This window comes from Novosphingobium sp. BL-A-41-Hi4A-0G (assembly GCF_055521735.1).
Window position 1 is genome coordinate 972,751 of record NZ_CM145501.1, and the last position, 16,369, is coordinate 989,119.

Sequence of the window (16,369 nt, forward strand, 5' to 3'; positions counted from 1 at the left end):
GCTGTCAGCGCTTGATCCGCTGCCAGAAGGCGAAGCCTGCGCCGACGGCAAGTCCGAGCGGCAGAGAAACAACCGGGAGGAGTACGCCTGCCACCGCACCGATCGCCGCGCCGGTCAGCACCGGCTTGGTCGACGGGTGGGCGAGGCCCTGCTTTGCCATGCCGGAGATCTCTTCCTTGGCGCGGGCGGCGATATCGTCCTGGTTGTTCATGGTCTTACAGCTCCGGATAGATCGGGAACTGCGCGCAAAGTTCGGCGACACGGTCGCGCACGCGCTGTTCGACCTGACCATCGCCCTCTTCGCCATTGCGCGCAAGGCCGTCGACCACTTCGACGATCAGCTTGCCGATGGTGCGGAACTCTTCCTCGCGGAAACCGCGGGTCGTGCCCGCAGGCGTGCCAAGGCGGATGCCCGAGGTGACGAAGGGCGAGCGCTTGTCGAACGGAACGCCGTTCTTGTTGCAGGTGAGCCAGGCCCGATCGAGGCCCTTTTCGGCGGCCTTGCCGGTCACGTCCTTGGGCGTGAGGTCAACCAGCATGAGGTGGTTGTCGGTGCCGCCCGAGACGATGCCGAGGCCTGCATCCTTGATGCTTTCGGCCAGTGCCTTCGCATTGCTGACGATCTGGTGGGCATAGGCCTTGAATTCAGGGCGCAGGGCTTCGCCGAAGGCAACCGCCTTGCCCGCGATGACATGGACCAGCGGTCCACCCTGCATGCCGGGGAACACGGCGGTGTTGAACTTCTTGGCCAGATCCTCGTCGTTGGTAAGGATTACGCCGGAGCGCGGGCCACGCAGCGACTTGTGCGTGGTGGTGGTGACCACGTGGGCGTGCGGGAAGGGCGAGGGGTGGGCGCCGCCTGCGACCAGGCCCGAGATGTGCGACATGTCGACCAGCAGCCACGCGCCTATCTCGTCGGCGATGGCGCGGAAGGCGGCCCAGTCCCAAGTGCGCGAATAGGCGGTGCCGCCAGCGATGATCAGCTTGGGCTTGTGCTCGCGAGCGAGGCGGGCAACTTCGTCCATGTCGATCAGGTGATCGTCCGGGCGCACGCCATAAGGGATCACGTTGAACCACTTGCCGCTCATGTTGACCGGCGAGCCGTGAGTGAGGTGGCCGCCCGAGTTGAGGTCAAGCCCCATGAAGCTGTCGCCCGGCTGAAGCAGCGCGAGGAAGACGGCCTGGTTCATCTGGCTGCCCGAGTTGGGCTGGACGTTGGCGAAGTTGCAGCCGAACAGCTTCTTGGCGCGCTCGATCGCGAGGTTCTCGACGATGTCGGCGTATTCGCAGCCGCCGTAGTAGCGCTTGCCCGGATAGCCTTCGGCGTACTTGTTGGTGAAGACCGAGCCGGTGGCTTCGAGCACGGCGCGGCTGGTGATGTTTTCGGACGCGATCAGCTCGATCTTGGTCTGCTGGCGGTGCAGTTCACCCTTGATGGCGGCGAAGACTTCAGCGTCTGCCGTTTCCAGATGCTCGGTGAAGAAGCCGGCTTTGCGGATTTCCGGCGCTGCTGTGGCGGTGGTCATCTCTGGGGGCTCCTTCAAACGGTTGGGTTGGAAAGCTTTTCGACGCGGCCGGCATGGCGGCCACCGCCGAATTCGGTGGAGAGGAATGCGTCAAGGCAGGCCTTGGCCATGTCGATACCGGTGAGGCGCGCGCCCATCGCGATCACGTTGGCATCGTTGTGCTCACGGGCAAGGGCGGCGGACAGAGGCTCGGAGACCAGCGCGCAGCGGCAGGCTGCATTGCGATTGACGGCAATGGAAATGCCGATGCCCGAACCGCACAGGGCCACACCATAATCGACGATGCCTTCGGCGACGACACCGGCCAGCTTGTAGCCATAGTCCGGGTAATCGACGCGATCAGCGGTTTCGGGTCCGAGGTCGGCTACTTCATGGCCGAGGCCGATCAGATACTCGCGCAATTCGGCCTTCAGGTCGACGGCGGCATGGTCGGAAGCGATGGCGATACGCATGGGGGATCGTGTCTCGACAGCGGTTTTACGGGATTCGTTGGCGCGCCCATAAGCTCTTGCAGCGCAACAAGCCACCGCAAATCGACCTGCGAAATCTGCCCGATGGGGCTCATCCTAACAGGTGTGATTGTCTATGCGGTTGCGGCACCGGCCTCACGCGCGTAGAGGCGCGGCGTTTGATGCAGGACGGGATGGATTGGGGATGCCGCAGGAACACGTGCTCATTGCCGGTGGCGGCATTGGCGGGTTGGTACTCGCGCTGACGCTCCACCAGATCGGCGTTTCCTGCACGGTGTTCGAATCCGTGCGTGAATTGAAGCCCTTGGGCGTCGGCATCAACCTTCAGCCCAATGCCGTACGCGAGTTGGAAGACCTCGGCATCGGCGAGGACGAGATGGATGCTGTCGGCATCCCGGCGCGCGAATGGGCGCTGGTCGGGCTGAACGGTCGCGAGATCTATGCCGAGCCGCGCGGCAAGCTCGCGGGCTACAAATGGCACCAGTACGCGGTCCATCGCGGCGAATTCCACATGCTTCTCTATCGCAAGGTGATCGAACGCCTGGGGCCACAGGCGGTACGTTTGGGCAGCAAGGTCACCGGCTATCGCAAGGAAGCCGATGGCACCGTGACGGCTCTGGTCGAGGACCGCGCAGGTGTGGTCGAGGAAGTGGCCGGAACGCTCCTGTTCGGTGCGGACGGCATTCATTCGTCGGTTCGCGCGCAGATGCATCCCGATCAGCCACCGATCCACTGGGGTGGCACGATCATGTGGCGGGGGACGGCCAAGGGCGTGCCGATCCGTTCAGGCTCTTCGTTTGTGGGTCTTGGCACGAGCCGCCATCGCGTCGTGATCTACCCGATTTCGCATCCGGACGCCGAAGGCCTGTCGGACATCAACTGGATTGCCGAGCAGACCTATGACACAGACCATGACTGGACCAAGTCGGGCTGGTTCCGCCCTGTCGAACTCTCGGAGTTCGCGCGCGAATTCGACGGTTTCGTCTATGACTGGCTGAACCTGCCGGAACTTCTGGCCAAGTCCGACATCGCCTACGAGAACCCGATGATCGACCGCGATCCGCTGCCGACGTGGGTCGATGGGCCGGTCGCCCTGATCGGCGATGCAGCGCATCCGATGTATCCGACAGGCTCGAACGGCGCATCTCAGGCCATTGTCGATGCCCGCCAGATCGGGCGGATCATGCTGGAACGCGGTGTCACGGCCGAGGCGCTTGCCCGGTTCGACGCCGAGTTCTGCGGTCCGATAGGTCAGGTCGCCATGCGCAACCGCGGTGCGGGGCCGTTCGGCCTGCTCAACATGGTGGACGAACGCTGCGGGGGGCAGTTCGACAACATCGACGATATCATCCCGGCGCAGGAGCGCAGCGCCTTCATGCTCGCCTACCAGCAGGCGGCAGGCTTTGCGAAGGACAAGCTGAACGCTGCCCCCCGCATGATTGCCGAAGGCGCGCGTGTGGGTCAGGTGCCCGCATGACCATTGCACTTACTCACGCGACCGATCTGGTTGTCGAGCTTGCGCGCCCGCACGAAATGGGGGCTTGCCCGGCGGGAACGCGGCGCATCATTCCGATCATCGGCGGCACTGCGAGCGGGCCACTGCTGGCCGGACGGATATTGCCGATCGGGGCTGATTGGCAGACGGTGCTGGCTGGTGGGATAGCCGATCTCGATGCCCGCTATGCGATCGAGACTGCCGAGGGCGCGGTGGTCGAGGTCATCAGCCAGGGCATCCGCCATGCCTCGCCCGAGGTTCACGCTCGCATTGCCAATGGCGAGCAGGTCGATCCTCGCGAATACTACATGCGCTCGGCGATCCGGCTGGAGAGCGGGAGCGCCGCTTACTGCTGGGTCAATCGCTCCTTGTTCCTTGCGCAGGGAGGCAAAGTCGGAAACACGGTGCGGCTGGCGGTATACAGGGTCGACTGATAAACCGGGCAAGCCCCGGCCGTCACGCGACCAGGGCGTGATGCTTGTCTGAAAGAAAAATCGCGTTCTTGCGGGTAAGGTCGCCTTCGACCAGCCTCGTACCGTTCCAGCCGTATGGTGACAGTCCAAGCTTGCCCAGAATGACAACTGCCTGTTCGTCGGGGCGTTCGATGATCATGATGGGCTTGTGATCGGCAATTGTCTGAAGACCGCCACCGATCACTTGCGTCTCGAAGCCCTGAACGTCGATCTTGATCAGGTCGGGGGCAAGCTTGAGGGCGTCGAGACGCTCGACTTGGACCGTGAAACTGTCGACCGACAGATGCTTGCTTGAAAAGCGAGCGATTCTTCGTGAATTGAGCCACTCGACGGCTGCGTCGCGATCGAGCGATGCAATGCCGTCATAAATGTAGTTGCGATAGCGCGGCACATGCATCTGATGGTGGCCGGCCGTCAGTCCCAGACCCATCTCGATGACGTCCACATTGCCAGTGTCTGCAAACTGCATGCGCAGATGCTGCGCCAGAACAGGATTCGGCTCGAGTGTGATGATCCGGTCCGGCCGGGCATAGCGCTGCAGCGCCACCACACTTTGCCCCCAGTTGCCGCCGATATCGAGCGCAAGGCCAAGTGGATCAAGCTTGCGCAGAAGCCGGAATTCCGGATCGGCAAACAGGCCAAAACGGCGGGTGACGAGATTGAAGGCTGCGAACTTCGCGGCACGGGTACCGGGAAAATGCGTCTGCAGATCCCGGAACTGGCGACGAAGTTCCCTCAGCGGCCAGGGTTCAGGACGGTAACCCCAGTCCAGTTCCGGTCCTGAGGATTCACCGTCCATGCCCGCTGCGTGCTTACTGATCGAGGAACGAACGCATCTTGCGGCTGCGGCTCGGATGCTTGAGCTTCCGCAGAGCCTTTGCTTCGATCTGGCGGATACGTTCGCGCGTCACCGAGAACTGCTGGCCGACTTCTTCCAGCGTGTGATCGGTGTTCATGCCGATGCCGAAGCGCATGCGCAGAACACGTTCTTCGCGCGGAGTGAGGCTGGCAAGGACGCGGGTGACCGTTTCCTTGAGGTTTGCCTGGATCGCCGCGTCGACCGGGATGATCGCGTTCTTGTCCTCGATGAAATCGCCGAGGTGCGAATCTTCCTCGTCGCCGATCGGCGTTTCGAGCGAGATCGGCTCCTTGGCAATCTTCATCACCTTGCGAACCTTTTCGAGCGGCATCGACAGACGCTCGGCCATTTCCTCCGGCGTCGGCTCGCGGCCCTGCTCGTGCAGGAACTGGCGGCTGGTGCGGACCAGCTTGTTGATCGTCTCGATCATATGGACCGGAATGCGGATCGTGCGGGCCTGATCGGCGATGGAGCGCGTGATCGCCTGCCTGATCCACCACGTGGCATAGGTCGAGAACTTGTAGCCGCGGCGGTACTCGAACTTGTCGACCGCCTTCATCAGGCCGATGTTGCCTTCCTGAATAAGGTCGAGGAACTGCAGGCCGCGGTTCGTGTACTTCTTGGCGATCGAGATCACGAGGCGAAGGTTCGCCTCGACCATTTCCTTCTTGGCGATGCGCGCTTCACGCTCGCCCTTCTGGACCATGTTCACGATGCGGCGGAACTCACCCAGCGACATGCCGGTGGCCGAAGCGATGTCTGAAATCTCGGCGCGGATGCGTTCGACCGGCACGGATTCGTTGGCGGCGAAAGCAGCCCACTTCTTGTCACGGGTGGCGAGCGCCTGCAGCCAGCCGTCGTCCAGCTCGTGCCCGACGTACATGTCGAGGAAGTCCTTGCGCGGCACCTTGTGACGCTCTGCCAAACGCAGCATCTGGCCGCCAAGCGTGGTCAGGCGACGGTTGAAGGCATAGAGGTTGTCGACGAGGTATTCGATCTTCGAGGCGTGGAACTGCACCGATTCCACCTGCGCCGTCAGGTCTTCGCGCAGCTTCTGGTACTGCGCTTCCTTGGCAGGCGGGAAATCGTTGCCCATGCCAAGCGCATCCAGACGCTCGGCCTGGATCTTCTCGAACTGGCGGAACAGCGAGGTGATCTCGGCAAAGCGCTCAAGCGCGGCAGGCTTCAGCTGTGCTTCCATCTGGGCGAGGCTGAGTGTGTTGTCCTCTTCCTCTTCCTCAGCGGGACGCGCGCGGCGCTCACGCAGTTCGTCGTCCTCGTCATCGGACGCGACTTCTTCCTCGACGTCCTCTTCTTCCTTGAAGGTCGGGCCGGCGGTGGCTTCGCTGATTTCCGGCTCGCCGGTTTCCTCACCGTCTTCCGAGAGGTTCTCGGGCTGCGGCTCCTTGGACAGCATCGCGTCGAGATCGAGGATTTCGCGCAGCTGCATTTCGCCCGCGTTGAGTGCGTCGGACCACTGAATGATCGCGTGGAAGGTAATCGGGCTTTCACACAGCCCCATGATCATCGTGTCGCGACCGGCCTCGATGCGCTTGGCGATGGCGATTTCGCCTTCGCGGCTGAGCAGTTCGACCGCGCCCATCTCGCGCAAGTACATGCGCACGGGATCGTCGGTCCGTTCGACCGTTTCCTTGCGCTTGATGATGTCGGGGCGGTCCTCGGTGGTCTCCGCCTCATCGAGTTCGTCGTCCTGCGCCTTCTCTTCAGGGTCGACCGCGTCCTCGTCGCTCTCGACGATGTTGACGCCCATTTCCGAGATCGCGGCCATGATGTCCTCGATCTGGTCGGCAGACATCTGGTCCTGGGGCAGCGCTTCGTTGAGTTCATCAACGGTGATGATTCCCCTGCGCTTGGCGCGGGCAATCAGCTTCCGGATTGAAGCATCATTGAGATCAATAAGCGGAGCGTCGCCATTGTCGGTCTTGTCGTTCGAAGCCATTTAACCCAGGTACCACCATCTGAGAGCCGGGCCTTGGCAGACCCGGGTGCGCCTATTGCTATAATTATAACGCAGCACGAGCACGGCCCATTTGCCCCAAACGGGCAAGCAATGCCAGCCTTCGCTGCAACAATCTCTGTTGTTCGGCGAAGCTTTCGTCGGAAAACTCCGTTTCGTGGCGTCTGGTGGCCTCACCAAGCGCCTCTTCGACGGCCGGAAGCTCGACCAGCAGAGCTACTGCCTCGGCAAGCTCGTCACCCGCCGAATCACCACCGCTGGCAAGAAAGCCGAATCGCATTCCGGCGTAATCCTGCGCCGACGGGAGCCGAAGCCCTCGTTCTAGCAATATGGTGGCAAGACCCTCGCTTTCAAGCGGTTGCCCGGTATCCGCGACCATCAACAGCGTATCGATCAGCGCTGATGCATCGGCATCGTCCGGTTGAAGCCGCGCCAGCGAATCGGCATGGCGGCCGATGTGCTGCGGATGGCGGACAAGCCCTGTGAGCACGGCGGCCAGCAGGCTCGTGCTGGGACCGTTGCCGATCCGCAGCATTTTCGCGCGGTCCTGCTCTGCCAGTGGAGCAGGGGCGGGCTTCCACGGCTGGCCCTTGCCGCGCTGCCCTCCACTGCCCTGCCGGGGCTGGAATGGCGCGCGCTCCTTGCGGGCGAAGGCGAGTTCGCCAAACCGCTCGGTCAGCTCGCGGCGATAAAGCGATTTGATGTCGGGGTGCTGGATCGTCTCGCAGTGCGCAAGCAGCCGAGCCTTGAGCCCGGCCTTGTCCTCTGGTGTGGCAAGCGGGGCGGCATCGCGCTCGGCTTCCCACAACACGTCGACAAGGCTGCGCGCGCCTTGCAGCAGGCTTTCCATCGCCGCCGCCCCCTGCTTCTTGACGACGTCATCCGGGTCCATCCCCGCGGGCAGGGTGGTGATGCGCAAGGAATGGCCGGGGCGGAGCAGGGGCAGGGCGCGGGTAATTGCCCTCATCGCCGCACGCTGGCCGGCGGCATCGCCGTCGAAGCATAGCGTCGGCGTTTCCACCAGGCGCCAGAGCCGTTCGATCTGGTGTTCGGTCAGCGCGGTGCCGAGCGGTGCCACGGCCTCGCCGATGCCCGCCGCCGCCAACGCCACCACGTCCATGTATCCTTCGACCACCACCACGCGACCGCTTTGCCGCGAGGCAGGCCCTGCGCGGTGCAGGTTGTAGACTGTGCGCCCCTTGTCGAAGAGCGGTGTGTCGGGCGAGTTCAGGTATTTCGGAGCATCGGTCTTCTCGGCGCTCAAGATTCTGCCGCCGAACGCGATCACACGTCCGCGCGGATCGAGAATCGGCAGCATCAGGCGACCCCGGAATCGGTCATAGGGTTCTTTACCCTCGACCACGATCCTGAGGCCCGCCTCGATCAGCATCTCGTCCGGAAAGCCCGATAGCGCCTCCTTCAGGGCGGTCCGGCTGTCCGGCGCGAAGCCGAAGCCGAATTCGCGGACGATCTGGGCCGGAAACCCGCGCGAGGCGAGATATCGACGCGCCTCGCTCCCGCGCTCCTCGCCAAGGCAACGCACGAAGAAGTCCTGCGCGGCCTGCATCACGTCGTGCAGCGACTTCTGCTGCTCGGCCTTCTTGGCCGCGCGCGGATCGGGGGCAGGGACTTCCATCCCCGCCTGCAGCGCCAGTTCCTTCACCGCATCCATGAACGGCAGGCCCTGATGGTCGGTCATCCAGCGGATGACGTCGCCATGCGCGCCGCAGCCGAAGCAGTGGTAGAAGCCTTTTTCGTCGTTGATGGTGAAGCTGGGCGTCTTCTCGTTGTGGAACGGGCAACACGCCTTGAACTCCCGCCCCGCCTTGGTCACGCGAACAGACCGCCCGATTACGCCCGAAAGCGAGATGCGGGTGCGGAGCTCGTCCAGCCATTGCGGGGTGAGGGTCATCGTCCGATCAGACCGAAAGCGCCGCCTTCACCAGGCCGCTGGCCTTGCTCATATCAAGCTGCGTGCCGTGCCTGGCCTTCAGCGCGGCCACGACGCGGCCCATGTCCTTCATCCCCGCAGCGCCCGTTTCGGCGATCAGCGCGGCGATGGCGGCCTTTACGTCGTCTTCGGCCATCTGCTGCGGCAGGAATTCCTCGATCACTGCCAGTTCTGCCTTCTCGACGTCGGCAAGCTCCTGCCTGCCGCCCTGTTCGTAGAGCGTGATCGATTCGCGGCGCTGCTTGGCCATCTTCTGCAGCACGTCGGTGACGAGCACGTCGTCCTCGGGCACGGCCGAGGCAGTGCGCAGTTCGATATCCTTGTCCTTCAGCTTGGCAAGGATCAGGCGGACGGCGGCGAGGCGGGGCTTGTCGCCCGCCTTCATGGCAGAAATCTGCGCGGCCTTGATGGTGTCGCGGATCATGTAATCGTATTTCCTGTGAGGTTGTCCGCGGGAAAAAGCGGAAGGCCGCCAATGTAGGCCAAACTTTCAGACTTCGCTAGGTTGACGCTGCGGCAATGCAGGTCTAACCGCCGCCCCTTAGCAACATCGCCAGAACCCCTGCCAACGGAGCGCCCCATATCATGGCCGACCCCGCACTTTCGCACGCGCCTCAACCAGATGGCGCTACGGGAGTCCTCGTTCTCGCCGATGGGTCTGTTGCCTGGGGACGCGGTTTCGGTGCCACCGGGCTTTCGGTGGGCGAAGTCTGCTTCAACACCGCAATGACCGGCTATCAGGAAGTGATGACCGATCCGTCCTACGCGGCGCAGATCGTGACCTTCACCTTCCCGCACATCGGCAACGTCGGCACGAACCCCGAAGACATGGAAAGCCATGACACGCCCGGTGCTGTCGGCTGCGTGGTGCGCGAGGACGTGACTGCGCCTGCCAACTTCCGCGCCGTGGCCAATTTCCAGCAGTGGATGGAAAAGCAGGGCAAGATCGGCATTTCGGGCCTCGACACCCGCGCGCTGACCCGCCGCATCCGCATGAGCGGCGCACCCAATGCGGTGATCGCGCACGATCCCAAGGGCGAATTCGATATCCCCGCGCTGGTCGAGCGCGCGCGCAACTGGCCCGGCCTCGAAGGCATGGACCTTGCCCGCGTCGTCACGCGCGATGGTCAGGAGACCTGGGAAGGCTCGATCTGGCATCTCGGCAAGGGCTTCGGCCGCAGCCCCCACGACAAGCGCCCCCACGTCGTCGCCATGGACTTCGGCGCGAAGGACAATATCTTCCGCAACCTCGTGGCAGCAGGCGCGGCCGTGACGGTGGTTCCGGCCGAGATCTCGCTGGAGACGATCCTCGCCCTCAAGCCCGATGGCGTGTTCCTGTCGAACGGCCCGGGCGATCCTGCGGCGACGGGCGCTTATGCCGTGCCGGTAATCCAGAAGCTGCTCGAAATGGACATGCCGGTCTTCGGCATCTGCCTCGGCCACCAGATGCTGGCGCTGGCCGCCGGCGCCCGCACCACCAAGATGCACCAAGGGCATCGCGGCGCGAACCACCCGGTCAAGCGTATGGAAGACGGTGTGGTCGAGATCACCTCGATGAACCACGGCTTTGCGGTCGACAACGCACCGGGCGCGCTGGGCGACAACGTGATCGAAACGCACGTCTCGCTGTTCGACGGCTCGAACTGCGGCATCGCGGTGAAGGGCAAGCGCGCGTTCGGGGTGCAGTACCACCCTGAAGCATCACCGGGACCGCAGGACAGCTTCTACCTGTTCGAGAAGTTCGTGGGGATGTTGGGTTGAGCCTCGGCACCGCTACAATATCTAGGCTTCGCATCGCTAGACGATTGGAAGTTCCTGCTCGGTACATAATGTACTTCGCGATGGCAGGTATCGTCCTGTCTTGGGTCACAGGGCAGTTTTGGATTGCTTTGCTTGCTGCGTTCACAGCTATGCCTGCAGCTTGGTTGTTTAATCTGCGCTGTCCGGATTGTGCTTGGTTTGTTTATCGAGCGTACGGGACTGCTAAGCCGAAGTACGCCAAAGACCAGCTTTTTGCCTCGTTGTATTCCAAGCAACTTTGGAGACAGCCGGGCGCTTGTTCAAAGTGTGGGCACATGTTCCACTCGACCGACGTTAACCTGAAGGCCGCCTACGATGCCCAAACGCACTGACATCTCATCGATCCTGATCATCGGCGCAGGGCCGATCATCATCGGCCAGGCTTGCGAGTTCGATTATTCGGGCACGCAGGCGGTGAAGGCGCTCAAGGAAGAGGGCTATCGCATCATCCTGGTCAACTCGAACCCCGCGACGATCATGACCGATCCGGACATGGCGCACGCGACCTATGTCGAGCCGATCACGCCCGAAGTTGTCGCCAAGATCATCGAGAAGGAGCGCCCCGATGCGTTGCTGCCGACGATGGGCGGGCAGACCGCGCTCAACACCGCGCTCGCGCTATTCAACGATGGCACGCTTGAGAAGTTCGGCGTCCAGATGATCGGCGCGAATGCCGATGCGATCGACAAGGCCGAAGACCGCCAGCGCTTCCGCGAGGCGATGGACAAGATCGGCCTCGAATCCGCGCGCTCGGGCGTAGCCCACACCATCGACGAGGCGCTCGCGATCCTCGAACGCACGGGCCTGCCTTCGATCATCCGCCCCAGCTTCACCATGGGCGGCACCGGCGGCGGCATTGCCTACAACAAGGACGAATTCGTCAAGATCGTGAAGGGCGGTCTTGAAGCCTCGCCCACCACCGAAGTCCTGATCGAGGAATCGCTCCTCGGCTGGAAGGAATACGAGATGGAGGTTGTCCGCGACAAGAAGGACAACTGCATCATCATCTGCTCGATCGAGAACGTCGATCCGATGGGCGTCCACACCGGCGATTCCATCACCGTCGCGCCAGCGCTCACGCTGACCGACAAGGAATACCAGATCATGCGCAACGCCAGCATCGCGGTGCTGCGCGAGATTGGCGTCGAAACCGGCGGTTCCAACGTCCAGTTCGCGGTGAACCCCGCCGATGGCCGCCTGATCGTGATCGAGATGAACCCGCGCGTGTCGCGTTCCTCGGCGCTGGCATCCAAGGCCACCGGTTTCCCGATCGCCAAGGTCGCGGCCAAGCTCGCCGTCGGCTACACGCTCGACGAGATCATGAACGACATCACCGGGGCCACCCCGGCGGCGTTTGAACCCACCATCGACTACGTCGTCACCAAGATCCCGCGCTTCGCCTTCGAAAAGTTCAAGGGCGCAGAGCCGCTGCTGGGCACCGCGATGAAGTCGGTCGGCGAAGTCATGGCGATTGGCCGTAACATCAAGGAATCGATGCAGAAGGCCCTGCGCGGGCTGGAAACCGGCCTCGATGGCTTCAACCGCGTCGTCGGTCTCGAAGGCGCCAGCCGCGACGAGATCACGGCCGCGCTTGCCCGCGCCACGCCTGATCGCCTGCTGGTGATCGCTCAGGCGCTGCGCGAAGGGCTCTCGGTCGACGAAGTCCACGCCGTCACCAAGTACGAACCCTGGTTCCTGCGCCACATCGCCGAGATCGTCGCCGAAGAGCAGAAGATCCAGCAGGACGGCCTGCCCAACGACGCTGCCGGGCTGCGCCGCCTCAAAGCGATGGGATTCTCGGACAAGCGCCTTGCCACGCTCGCCGTGCGCGGCATCGGCGTTGCGGGCGGCATGGGTGAGACCCAGGCCAAGCGCTCGGGCCTGCTCCACGATGTCCTGTCCGCCATGGCCGGTGCCACCAGTGAGGCCGAAGTCCGTGCCCTGCGCCACAAGCTCGGCGTGCGCCCGGTGTTCAAGCGCATCGACAGCTGCGCCGCCGAGTTCGAGGCCGTCACGCCCTACATGTACTCCACGTACGAAGGCGCGCTGTTCGGCGAACCGGAAAATGAATCCGCCCCTACCGACCGCAAGAAAATCGTCATCCTCGGCGGCGGCCCGAACCGCATCGGGCAGGGCATCGAGTTCGACTACTGCTGCTGCCACGCCTGCTACGCGCTGGGCGATGCCGGGTTCGAGACCATCATGGTCAACTGCAACCCGGAAACCGTCTCGACCGACTACGACACCTCGGACCGCCTCTACTTCGAGCCGCTGACCGCCGAAGACGTGCTGGAGATCCTCGCGGTCGAACAGTCGAAGGGCGAACTGGTTGGCGTGATCGTGCAGTTCGGCGGGCAGACCCCGCTCAAGCTGGCGCAGGCACTGCAGGATGCAGGCATTCCGATCCTCGGCACCTCGCCGGACTCGATCGACCTTGCCGAAGACCGCGAGCGTTTTGCCGCGCTGGTCGCCAAGCTCGGCCTCAAGCAGCCGATGAACGGCATTGCCCGCAGCCGTGACGAAGCCGTCGCCGTTGCCAGCCGCATCGGCTATCCGGTTCTGATCCGTCCGAGCTACGTTCTCGGCGGCCGCGCCATGGAAATCGTCGACAGCCAGGCGCAGCTTGACGACTACATCGCCACCGCAGTGCAGGTTTCGGGCGACAGCCCGGTGCTGATCGACCAGTACCTGCGCGATGCCATCGAATGCGACGTCGATGCGCTGGCTGACGGCACCGACGTGACCGTCGCGGGCGTCATGCAGCACATCGAAGAGGCAGGCATCCACTCGGGCGACAGCGCCTGCACGATTCCGCCCTACAGCCTCTCGGCCGAGATCATCGCCGAAATGGAGCGGCAGGCGGTTCTGCTCGCGCGCGGTCTCGACGTGCGCGGGCTGATGAACATCCAGTTCGCGATCAAGGATGGCGAGGTCTACCTGATCGAGGTCAACCCCCGCGCCAGCCGCACCGTGCCATTCGTCGCCAAGGCCGTGGGCACGCCCATTGCCAAGTTCGCTGCGCGCGTCATGGCGGGTGTAAAGCTGGCCGATCTTCCGCCGATCAAGCGCGAGATCGACTACATGGCGGTCAAGGAAGCGGTATTCCCGTTCGCGCGCTTCCCCGGCATTGACCCGGTGCTTTCGCCGGAAATGAAGTCGACCGGCGAAGTCATGGGCATCGACAGCACCTTTGCCGTGGCATTCGCCAAGTCGCAGCTCGGCGCAGGGACCAAGTTGCCCCAGACCGGAACTGTGTTCGTATCGGTCAAGGATTCGGACAAGCCGGTGATCCTGCCTGCCGTGCGCAAGCTGATCACTCTCGGTTTCAAGATCGTCGCCACGGGTGGTACGGCACGCTACCTGTCGGACGCTGGTGTGATCGTCGAGCGCGTGAACAAGGTGGCCGAAGGCCGTCCGCACATCGTCGACCGGATCATCGATGGCGATATGGCGTTGATTTTCAACACGACCGAAGGCTGGCAGAGCCACAAGGACTCGCAATCGATCCGCGCCTCGGCGCTCAACTCGCGCGTTCCGTACTTCACGACGGCCGCCGCTTCGGTCGCAGCCGTGGAGGCTATCGAAGCTCTGCGTTCGGCCGAACTTGAAGTGCGTTCGTTGCAGGACTATTATGGTTGAACCTAGGTAGTCCCCCGGCTTCGAGAGTTTGGTGGTCCGGCCCTGTGCATTCGGTACAGGACCGGTGGGGACAGGTTTTCCCGTGGATGCCGTAGCGGCAACCCGGGCGCGTGACAGGAAAGAGGCTTAACGGATGGCGAGTGTCGAAAAGCTGCCGATGCTTGCGGGAGGCTACGAAAGGCTTGTCGCGGAGCTGAAGGCGCTGCGCGAGGAGCGCCCCCTGATCGTTGACGCGATCGAGGAAGCGCGCGCGCATGGGGATCTTTCGGAAAACGCCGAATATCACGCTGCGAAGGAGCGTCAGGGCCAGGTCGAGGCGACGATTGCCGATCTCGAAGATCGGATGAGCCGCGCCCAGATCATCGACCCGTCGACTCTTTCCGGCGACAAGATCATCTTCGGCGCAACCGTGACGCTGCTCGACGAGGACGACAAGCCGGTCAAGTACCAGATCGTCGGCCCCTATGAGGCGGACGCCAAGAACGGCATGATCAGCTACAACTCGCCGCTGGGCAAGGCGCTGATCGGTCGCAAGGTCGACGAGGAAATCGAAGTTACGGTTCCCTCAGGCGACAAGTTCTATCTGGTCCAGAAGATCGAATTCATCTGATCCTGCACTGAGGATCAACAAAAAAGGCCCCGGAGCGATCCGGGGCCTTTTTGTTTTGGTGCGCGCTCAGCCTTTGGGGAGTTCCGGCTCGAGCAGGCGGTGCAGGTGCACGATCACGTAACGCATCTCGGCGTCATCGACCGTGCGCTGCGCCGCGCCACGCCATGCTTCTTCGGCGCTGGCATAGTCGGGAAAAACCCCCACGACATCGATAGCCTTGAGGTCGACGAATTCGAGGCCCTGCGGGTCCTTAACCCGCCCGCCCATAACGAGGTGCAGCTTTTGCATTGGCGACTATTCCTTTGGGGAGGATTCGTCCGCGCCACTGACAAAAAGCACGGGTCCGCGCAAGTGAGCGATAGTCGTATTCGGCGGCTTTTCGCGCCTTTTGCCTCAATGCTTCATGCGCGAGGTCAACTCGTTGACCTTGCGCAGCGCCGCCTCGCTCGCCTCCACAGCGGCGGAGCGGACGATTTCGGAAACGTCGATGGCCTTGCGGCGGGCATCTTCGGTGCTGCCAGCAATCTTTTCGCCAACGGTTTCTGATACTTCCTCAACCTTGTGCAACCCGTCGCGGCCGGCATCGCGGGCGCGGGTGGCGTAGTCGATGGCAAGCTTCCCTGCGACGGATGCCAGGCCCGCCGCGCTCTTGCGCAAGCCCCCGGCCGCATCCTTGGCCGCATCGCTCTTGCCACCAAGGCGGGGGAGAGCGCGTGCGACCAACGCGCCGAGCAGGATACCTGCGGCGACCGAAGCCACCGGATGCTCTTCGATCAGACCCTTAACTGCCTGTACCGACTTGGAACTTTCCGTTCGTGCTGCGAGCCGTGCCTTGGCCGCATCGACCTTGTCGAGCAGGGTTTCGGCTTCGGGCGGGGTCAGGTCGTCTTGCATGTCAATCTCCAGGTCGGACCATATCGGCGCCGCGTTTGATCAGTTGCTGCAAAGGTTCGCGCAGGAACCATGCGAGCAATGCTGCCAGCGTCGCGCCGATTACGGCCTTGTTCTCGCCCGCAATTTCGCGGGCAGTGTCGATCATTTCGAATGCTTCGTCGAGCGCGCGCTCTTTCACGCGCTTGGGCGAAGCCTCCAGTTTGGCTATGTCGAGATCGCCCTTGAACACGGCGAGCGCGTCGTCACGCAGGGCGCGGGCCGCTTTGAGCGTTGCCGGGTCGCTCATGGCTGCGAAACTCCGCCAAGCGCTTGTTTTGCAAAGCTCATTCGCTTGACCGCCCGCGCGAGGCAGATAGCCGCCAGAATTCCCAACACTCCCCCAACTATCGCGAGCGAAGCCCAGACTCCCACGTAACTCGCGAGGGCCAGGAGCAGGCCAACGACCAGCGCGAGCAGCGTGAAAAAGGCAAAGGCAAGTCCGAGCAGAAGCAACACGACGATCGCCTTGGCCTCGCCCAAGCCGTAACTGGCCTGCGCCTTGCGATAGGCAATCTCCGCCTCGACGAGCGTCTGCCCGTCTTCGATCAGCGCCCTGATCGCGCCGCCGATGCCTTCATCGGCGGCGGTCTCGGGGGTAGCTTCGATGGTTTCCGTCTCGCTCATCGGACGCGGGC

General features: G+C 63.2%; 16 protein-coding genes. 5 read left to right on the top strand and 11 right to left on the bottom strand.

The genetic code is table 11. The features are described 5' to 3' along the window. Positions 1-4 precede the first annotated feature (4 nt). Genes ACZ1JX_RS04720 through rpiB form a run of 3 tightly spaced genes read right to left on the bottom strand, consistent with a single transcriptional unit; the run spans position 5 to position 1,978 of the window. A complete protein-coding gene (locus ACZ1JX_RS04720) occupies positions 5-211 on the bottom strand; it encodes a hypothetical protein (protein WP_465125623.1) in 207 nt (68 codons plus the stop codon). 4 nt (positions 212-215) lie between these two features. Beyond that, positions 216-1,526: a serine hydroxymethyltransferase gene (gene glyA, locus ACZ1JX_RS04725; RefSeq protein ID WP_465125624.1), complete on the bottom strand. Its 1,311-nt coding sequence runs from the start codon at positions 1,524-1,526 to the stop codon at positions 216-218. 14 nt (positions 1,527-1,540) lie between these two features. After that, on the bottom strand, positions 1,541-1,978 hold the full coding sequence (gene rpiB, locus ACZ1JX_RS04730; protein WP_465125625.1) for a ribose 5-phosphate isomerase B: 438 nt from the start codon (positions 1,976-1,978) through the stop codon (positions 1,541-1,543). Between the two features lie 202 nt (positions 1,979-2,180). Here rpiB and ACZ1JX_RS04735 point away from each other — a divergent pair, with 202 nt between their 5' ends. Together ACZ1JX_RS04735 and ACZ1JX_RS04740 are read left to right on the top strand one after the other, a co-directional pair. Further along, on the top strand, positions 2,181-3,473 hold the full coding sequence (locus ACZ1JX_RS04735; protein ID WP_465125626.1) for a flavin-dependent oxidoreductase: 1,293 nt from the start codon (positions 2,181-2,183) through the stop codon (positions 3,471-3,473). After that, complete coding sequence (locus ACZ1JX_RS04740) at positions 3,470-3,925, top strand: DUF3237 domain-containing protein (protein ID WP_465125627.1); 456 nt, start codon at positions 3,470-3,472, stop codon at positions 3,923-3,925. The genes ACZ1JX_RS04735 and ACZ1JX_RS04740 overlap by 4 nt, the downstream gene beginning before the upstream one ends. Before the next feature lie 22 nt (positions 3,926-3,947). On the opposite strand, the gene ACZ1JX_RS04745 is transcribed toward ACZ1JX_RS04740, so the two are convergent. From ACZ1JX_RS04745 to ACZ1JX_RS04760, 4 genes are all read right to left on the bottom strand, one after another. Then, entirely contained in the window at positions 3,948-4,763 is an 816-nt protein-coding gene (locus ACZ1JX_RS04745; RefSeq protein WP_465125628.1) for an FkbM family methyltransferase, read from the bottom strand. A gap of 13 nt (positions 4,764-4,776) precedes the next feature. Then, positions 4,777-6,783 carry an RNA polymerase sigma factor RpoD gene (rpoD, locus tag ACZ1JX_RS04750; protein ID WP_465125629.1) on the bottom strand — a complete coding sequence of 669 codons (2,007 nt, stop codon included), beginning with the start codon at positions 6,781-6,783 and terminating at the stop codon, positions 4,777-4,779. A 64-nt stretch (positions 6,784-6,847) separates the two neighbouring features. Further along, positions 6,848-8,713 carry a DNA primase gene (gene dnaG, locus ACZ1JX_RS04755; protein WP_465125630.1) on the bottom strand — a complete coding sequence of 622 codons (1,866 nt, stop codon included), beginning with the start codon at positions 8,711-8,713 and terminating at the stop codon, positions 6,848-6,850. Between the two features lie 7 nt (positions 8,714-8,720). Beyond that, complete coding sequence (locus ACZ1JX_RS04760; protein ID WP_465125631.1) at positions 8,721-9,176, bottom strand: GatB/YqeY domain-containing protein; 456 nt, start codon at positions 9,174-9,176, stop codon at positions 8,721-8,723. A gap of 161 nt (positions 9,177-9,337) precedes the next feature. On the opposite strand from ACZ1JX_RS04760, the gene carA reads away from it, so the two are divergent. The 3 genes from carA to greA all read left to right on the top strand — a co-directional run bounded on the left by carA (position 9,338) and on the right by greA (position 14,801). Beyond that, positions 9,338-10,513: a glutamine-hydrolyzing carbamoyl-phosphate synthase small subunit gene (gene carA, locus ACZ1JX_RS04765; protein ID WP_465125632.1), complete on the top strand. Its 1,176-nt coding sequence runs from the start codon at positions 9,338-9,340 to the stop codon at positions 10,511-10,513. Positions 10,514-10,867: 354 nt separating this feature from the next. Further along, positions 10,868-14,191 carry a carbamoyl-phosphate synthase large subunit gene (gene carB, locus ACZ1JX_RS04770; protein ID WP_465125633.1) on the top strand — a complete coding sequence of 1,108 codons (3,324 nt, stop codon included), beginning with the start codon at positions 10,868-10,870 and terminating at the stop codon, positions 14,189-14,191. Positions 14,192-14,324: 133 nt separating this feature from the next. Further along, a complete protein-coding gene (gene greA / locus ACZ1JX_RS04775; RefSeq protein WP_144901217.1) occupies positions 14,325-14,801 on the top strand; it encodes a transcription elongation factor GreA in 477 nt (158 codons plus the stop codon). A 66-nt stretch (positions 14,802-14,867) separates the two neighbouring features. Here the strand turns inward: greA and ACZ1JX_RS04780 are convergent, their stop codons facing one another. The 4 genes from ACZ1JX_RS04780 to ACZ1JX_RS04795 all read right to left on the bottom strand — a co-directional run bounded on the left by ACZ1JX_RS04780 (position 14,868) and on the right by ACZ1JX_RS04795 (position 16,358). After that, on the bottom strand, positions 14,868-15,089 hold the full coding sequence (locus ACZ1JX_RS04780; RefSeq protein WP_465125634.1) for a DUF4170 domain-containing protein: 222 nt from the start codon (positions 15,087-15,089) through the stop codon (positions 14,868-14,870). Between the two features lie 105 nt (positions 15,090-15,194). Beyond that, positions 15,195-15,695, bottom strand: coding sequence for a hypothetical protein (locus ACZ1JX_RS04785; RefSeq protein WP_465125635.1), 501 nt, complete (start codon positions 15,693-15,695; stop codon positions 15,195-15,197). Between the two features lies 1 nt (position 15,696). Further along, positions 15,697-15,981, bottom strand: a complete 285-nt coding sequence (locus ACZ1JX_RS04790; RefSeq protein WP_465125636.1) for a hypothetical protein — start codon at positions 15,979-15,981, stop codon at positions 15,697-15,699. Next, positions 15,978-16,358, bottom strand: coding sequence for a phage holin family protein (locus ACZ1JX_RS04795; protein ID WP_465125637.1), 381 nt, complete (start codon positions 16,356-16,358; stop codon positions 15,978-15,980). Before ACZ1JX_RS04795 ends, ACZ1JX_RS04790 begins: the two co-directional genes overlap by 4 nt. Positions 16,359-16,369 lie beyond the last annotated feature (11 nt).

Excerpts from the sequence above, each read along its gene's own strand:
- ACZ1JX_RS04720 (WP_465125623.1), bottom strand. The coding sequence starts at position 211 with ATGAACAACCAGGACGATATCGCCGCCCGCGCCAAGGAAGAGATCTCC.
- glyA (WP_465125624.1), bottom strand. The coding sequence starts at position 1,526 with ATGACCACCGCCACAGCAGCGCCGGAAATCCGCAAAGCCGGCTTCTTC.
- rpiB (WP_465125625.1), bottom strand. The coding sequence starts at position 1,978 with ATGCGTATCGCCATCGCTTCCGACCATGCCGCCGTCGACCTGAAGGCC.
- ACZ1JX_RS04735 (WP_465125626.1), top strand. The coding sequence starts at position 2,181 with ATGCCGCAGGAACACGTGCTCATTGCCGGTGGCGGCATTGGCGGGTTG.
- ACZ1JX_RS04740 (WP_465125627.1), top strand. The coding sequence starts at position 3,470 with ATGACCATTGCACTTACTCACGCGACCGATCTGGTTGTCGAGCTTGCG.
- ACZ1JX_RS04745 (WP_465125628.1), bottom strand. The coding sequence starts at position 4,763 with ATGGACGGTGAATCCTCAGGACCGGAACTGGACTGGGGTTACCGTCCT.
- rpoD (WP_465125629.1), bottom strand. The coding sequence starts at position 6,783 with ATGGCTTCGAACGACAAGACCGACAATGGCGACGCTCCGCTTATTGAT.
- dnaG (WP_465125630.1), bottom strand. The coding sequence starts at position 8,713 with ATGACCCTCACCCCGCAATGGCTGGACGAGCTCCGCACCCGCATCTCG.
- ACZ1JX_RS04760 (WP_465125631.1), bottom strand. The coding sequence starts at position 9,176 with ATGATCCGCGACACCATCAAGGCCGCGCAGATTTCTGCCATGAAGGCG.
- carA (WP_465125632.1), top strand. The coding sequence starts at position 9,338 with ATGGCCGACCCCGCACTTTCGCACGCGCCTCAACCAGATGGCGCTACG.
- carB (WP_465125633.1), top strand. The coding sequence starts at position 10,868 with ATGCCCAAACGCACTGACATCTCATCGATCCTGATCATCGGCGCAGGG.
- greA (WP_144901217.1), top strand. The coding sequence starts at position 14,325 with ATGGCGAGTGTCGAAAAGCTGCCGATGCTTGCGGGAGGCTACGAAAGG.
- ACZ1JX_RS04780 (WP_465125634.1), bottom strand. The coding sequence starts at position 15,089 with ATGCAAAAGCTGCACCTCGTTATGGGCGGGCGGGTTAAGGACCCGCAG.
- ACZ1JX_RS04785 (WP_465125635.1), bottom strand. The coding sequence starts at position 15,695 with ATGCAAGACGACCTGACCCCGCCCGAAGCCGAAACCCTGCTCGACAAG.
- ACZ1JX_RS04790 (WP_465125636.1), bottom strand. The coding sequence starts at position 15,981 with ATGAGCGACCCGGCAACGCTCAAAGCGGCCCGCGCCCTGCGTGACGAC.
- ACZ1JX_RS04795 (WP_465125637.1), bottom strand. The coding sequence starts at position 16,358 with ATGAGCGAGACGGAAACCATCGAAGCTACCCCCGAGACCGCCGCCGAT.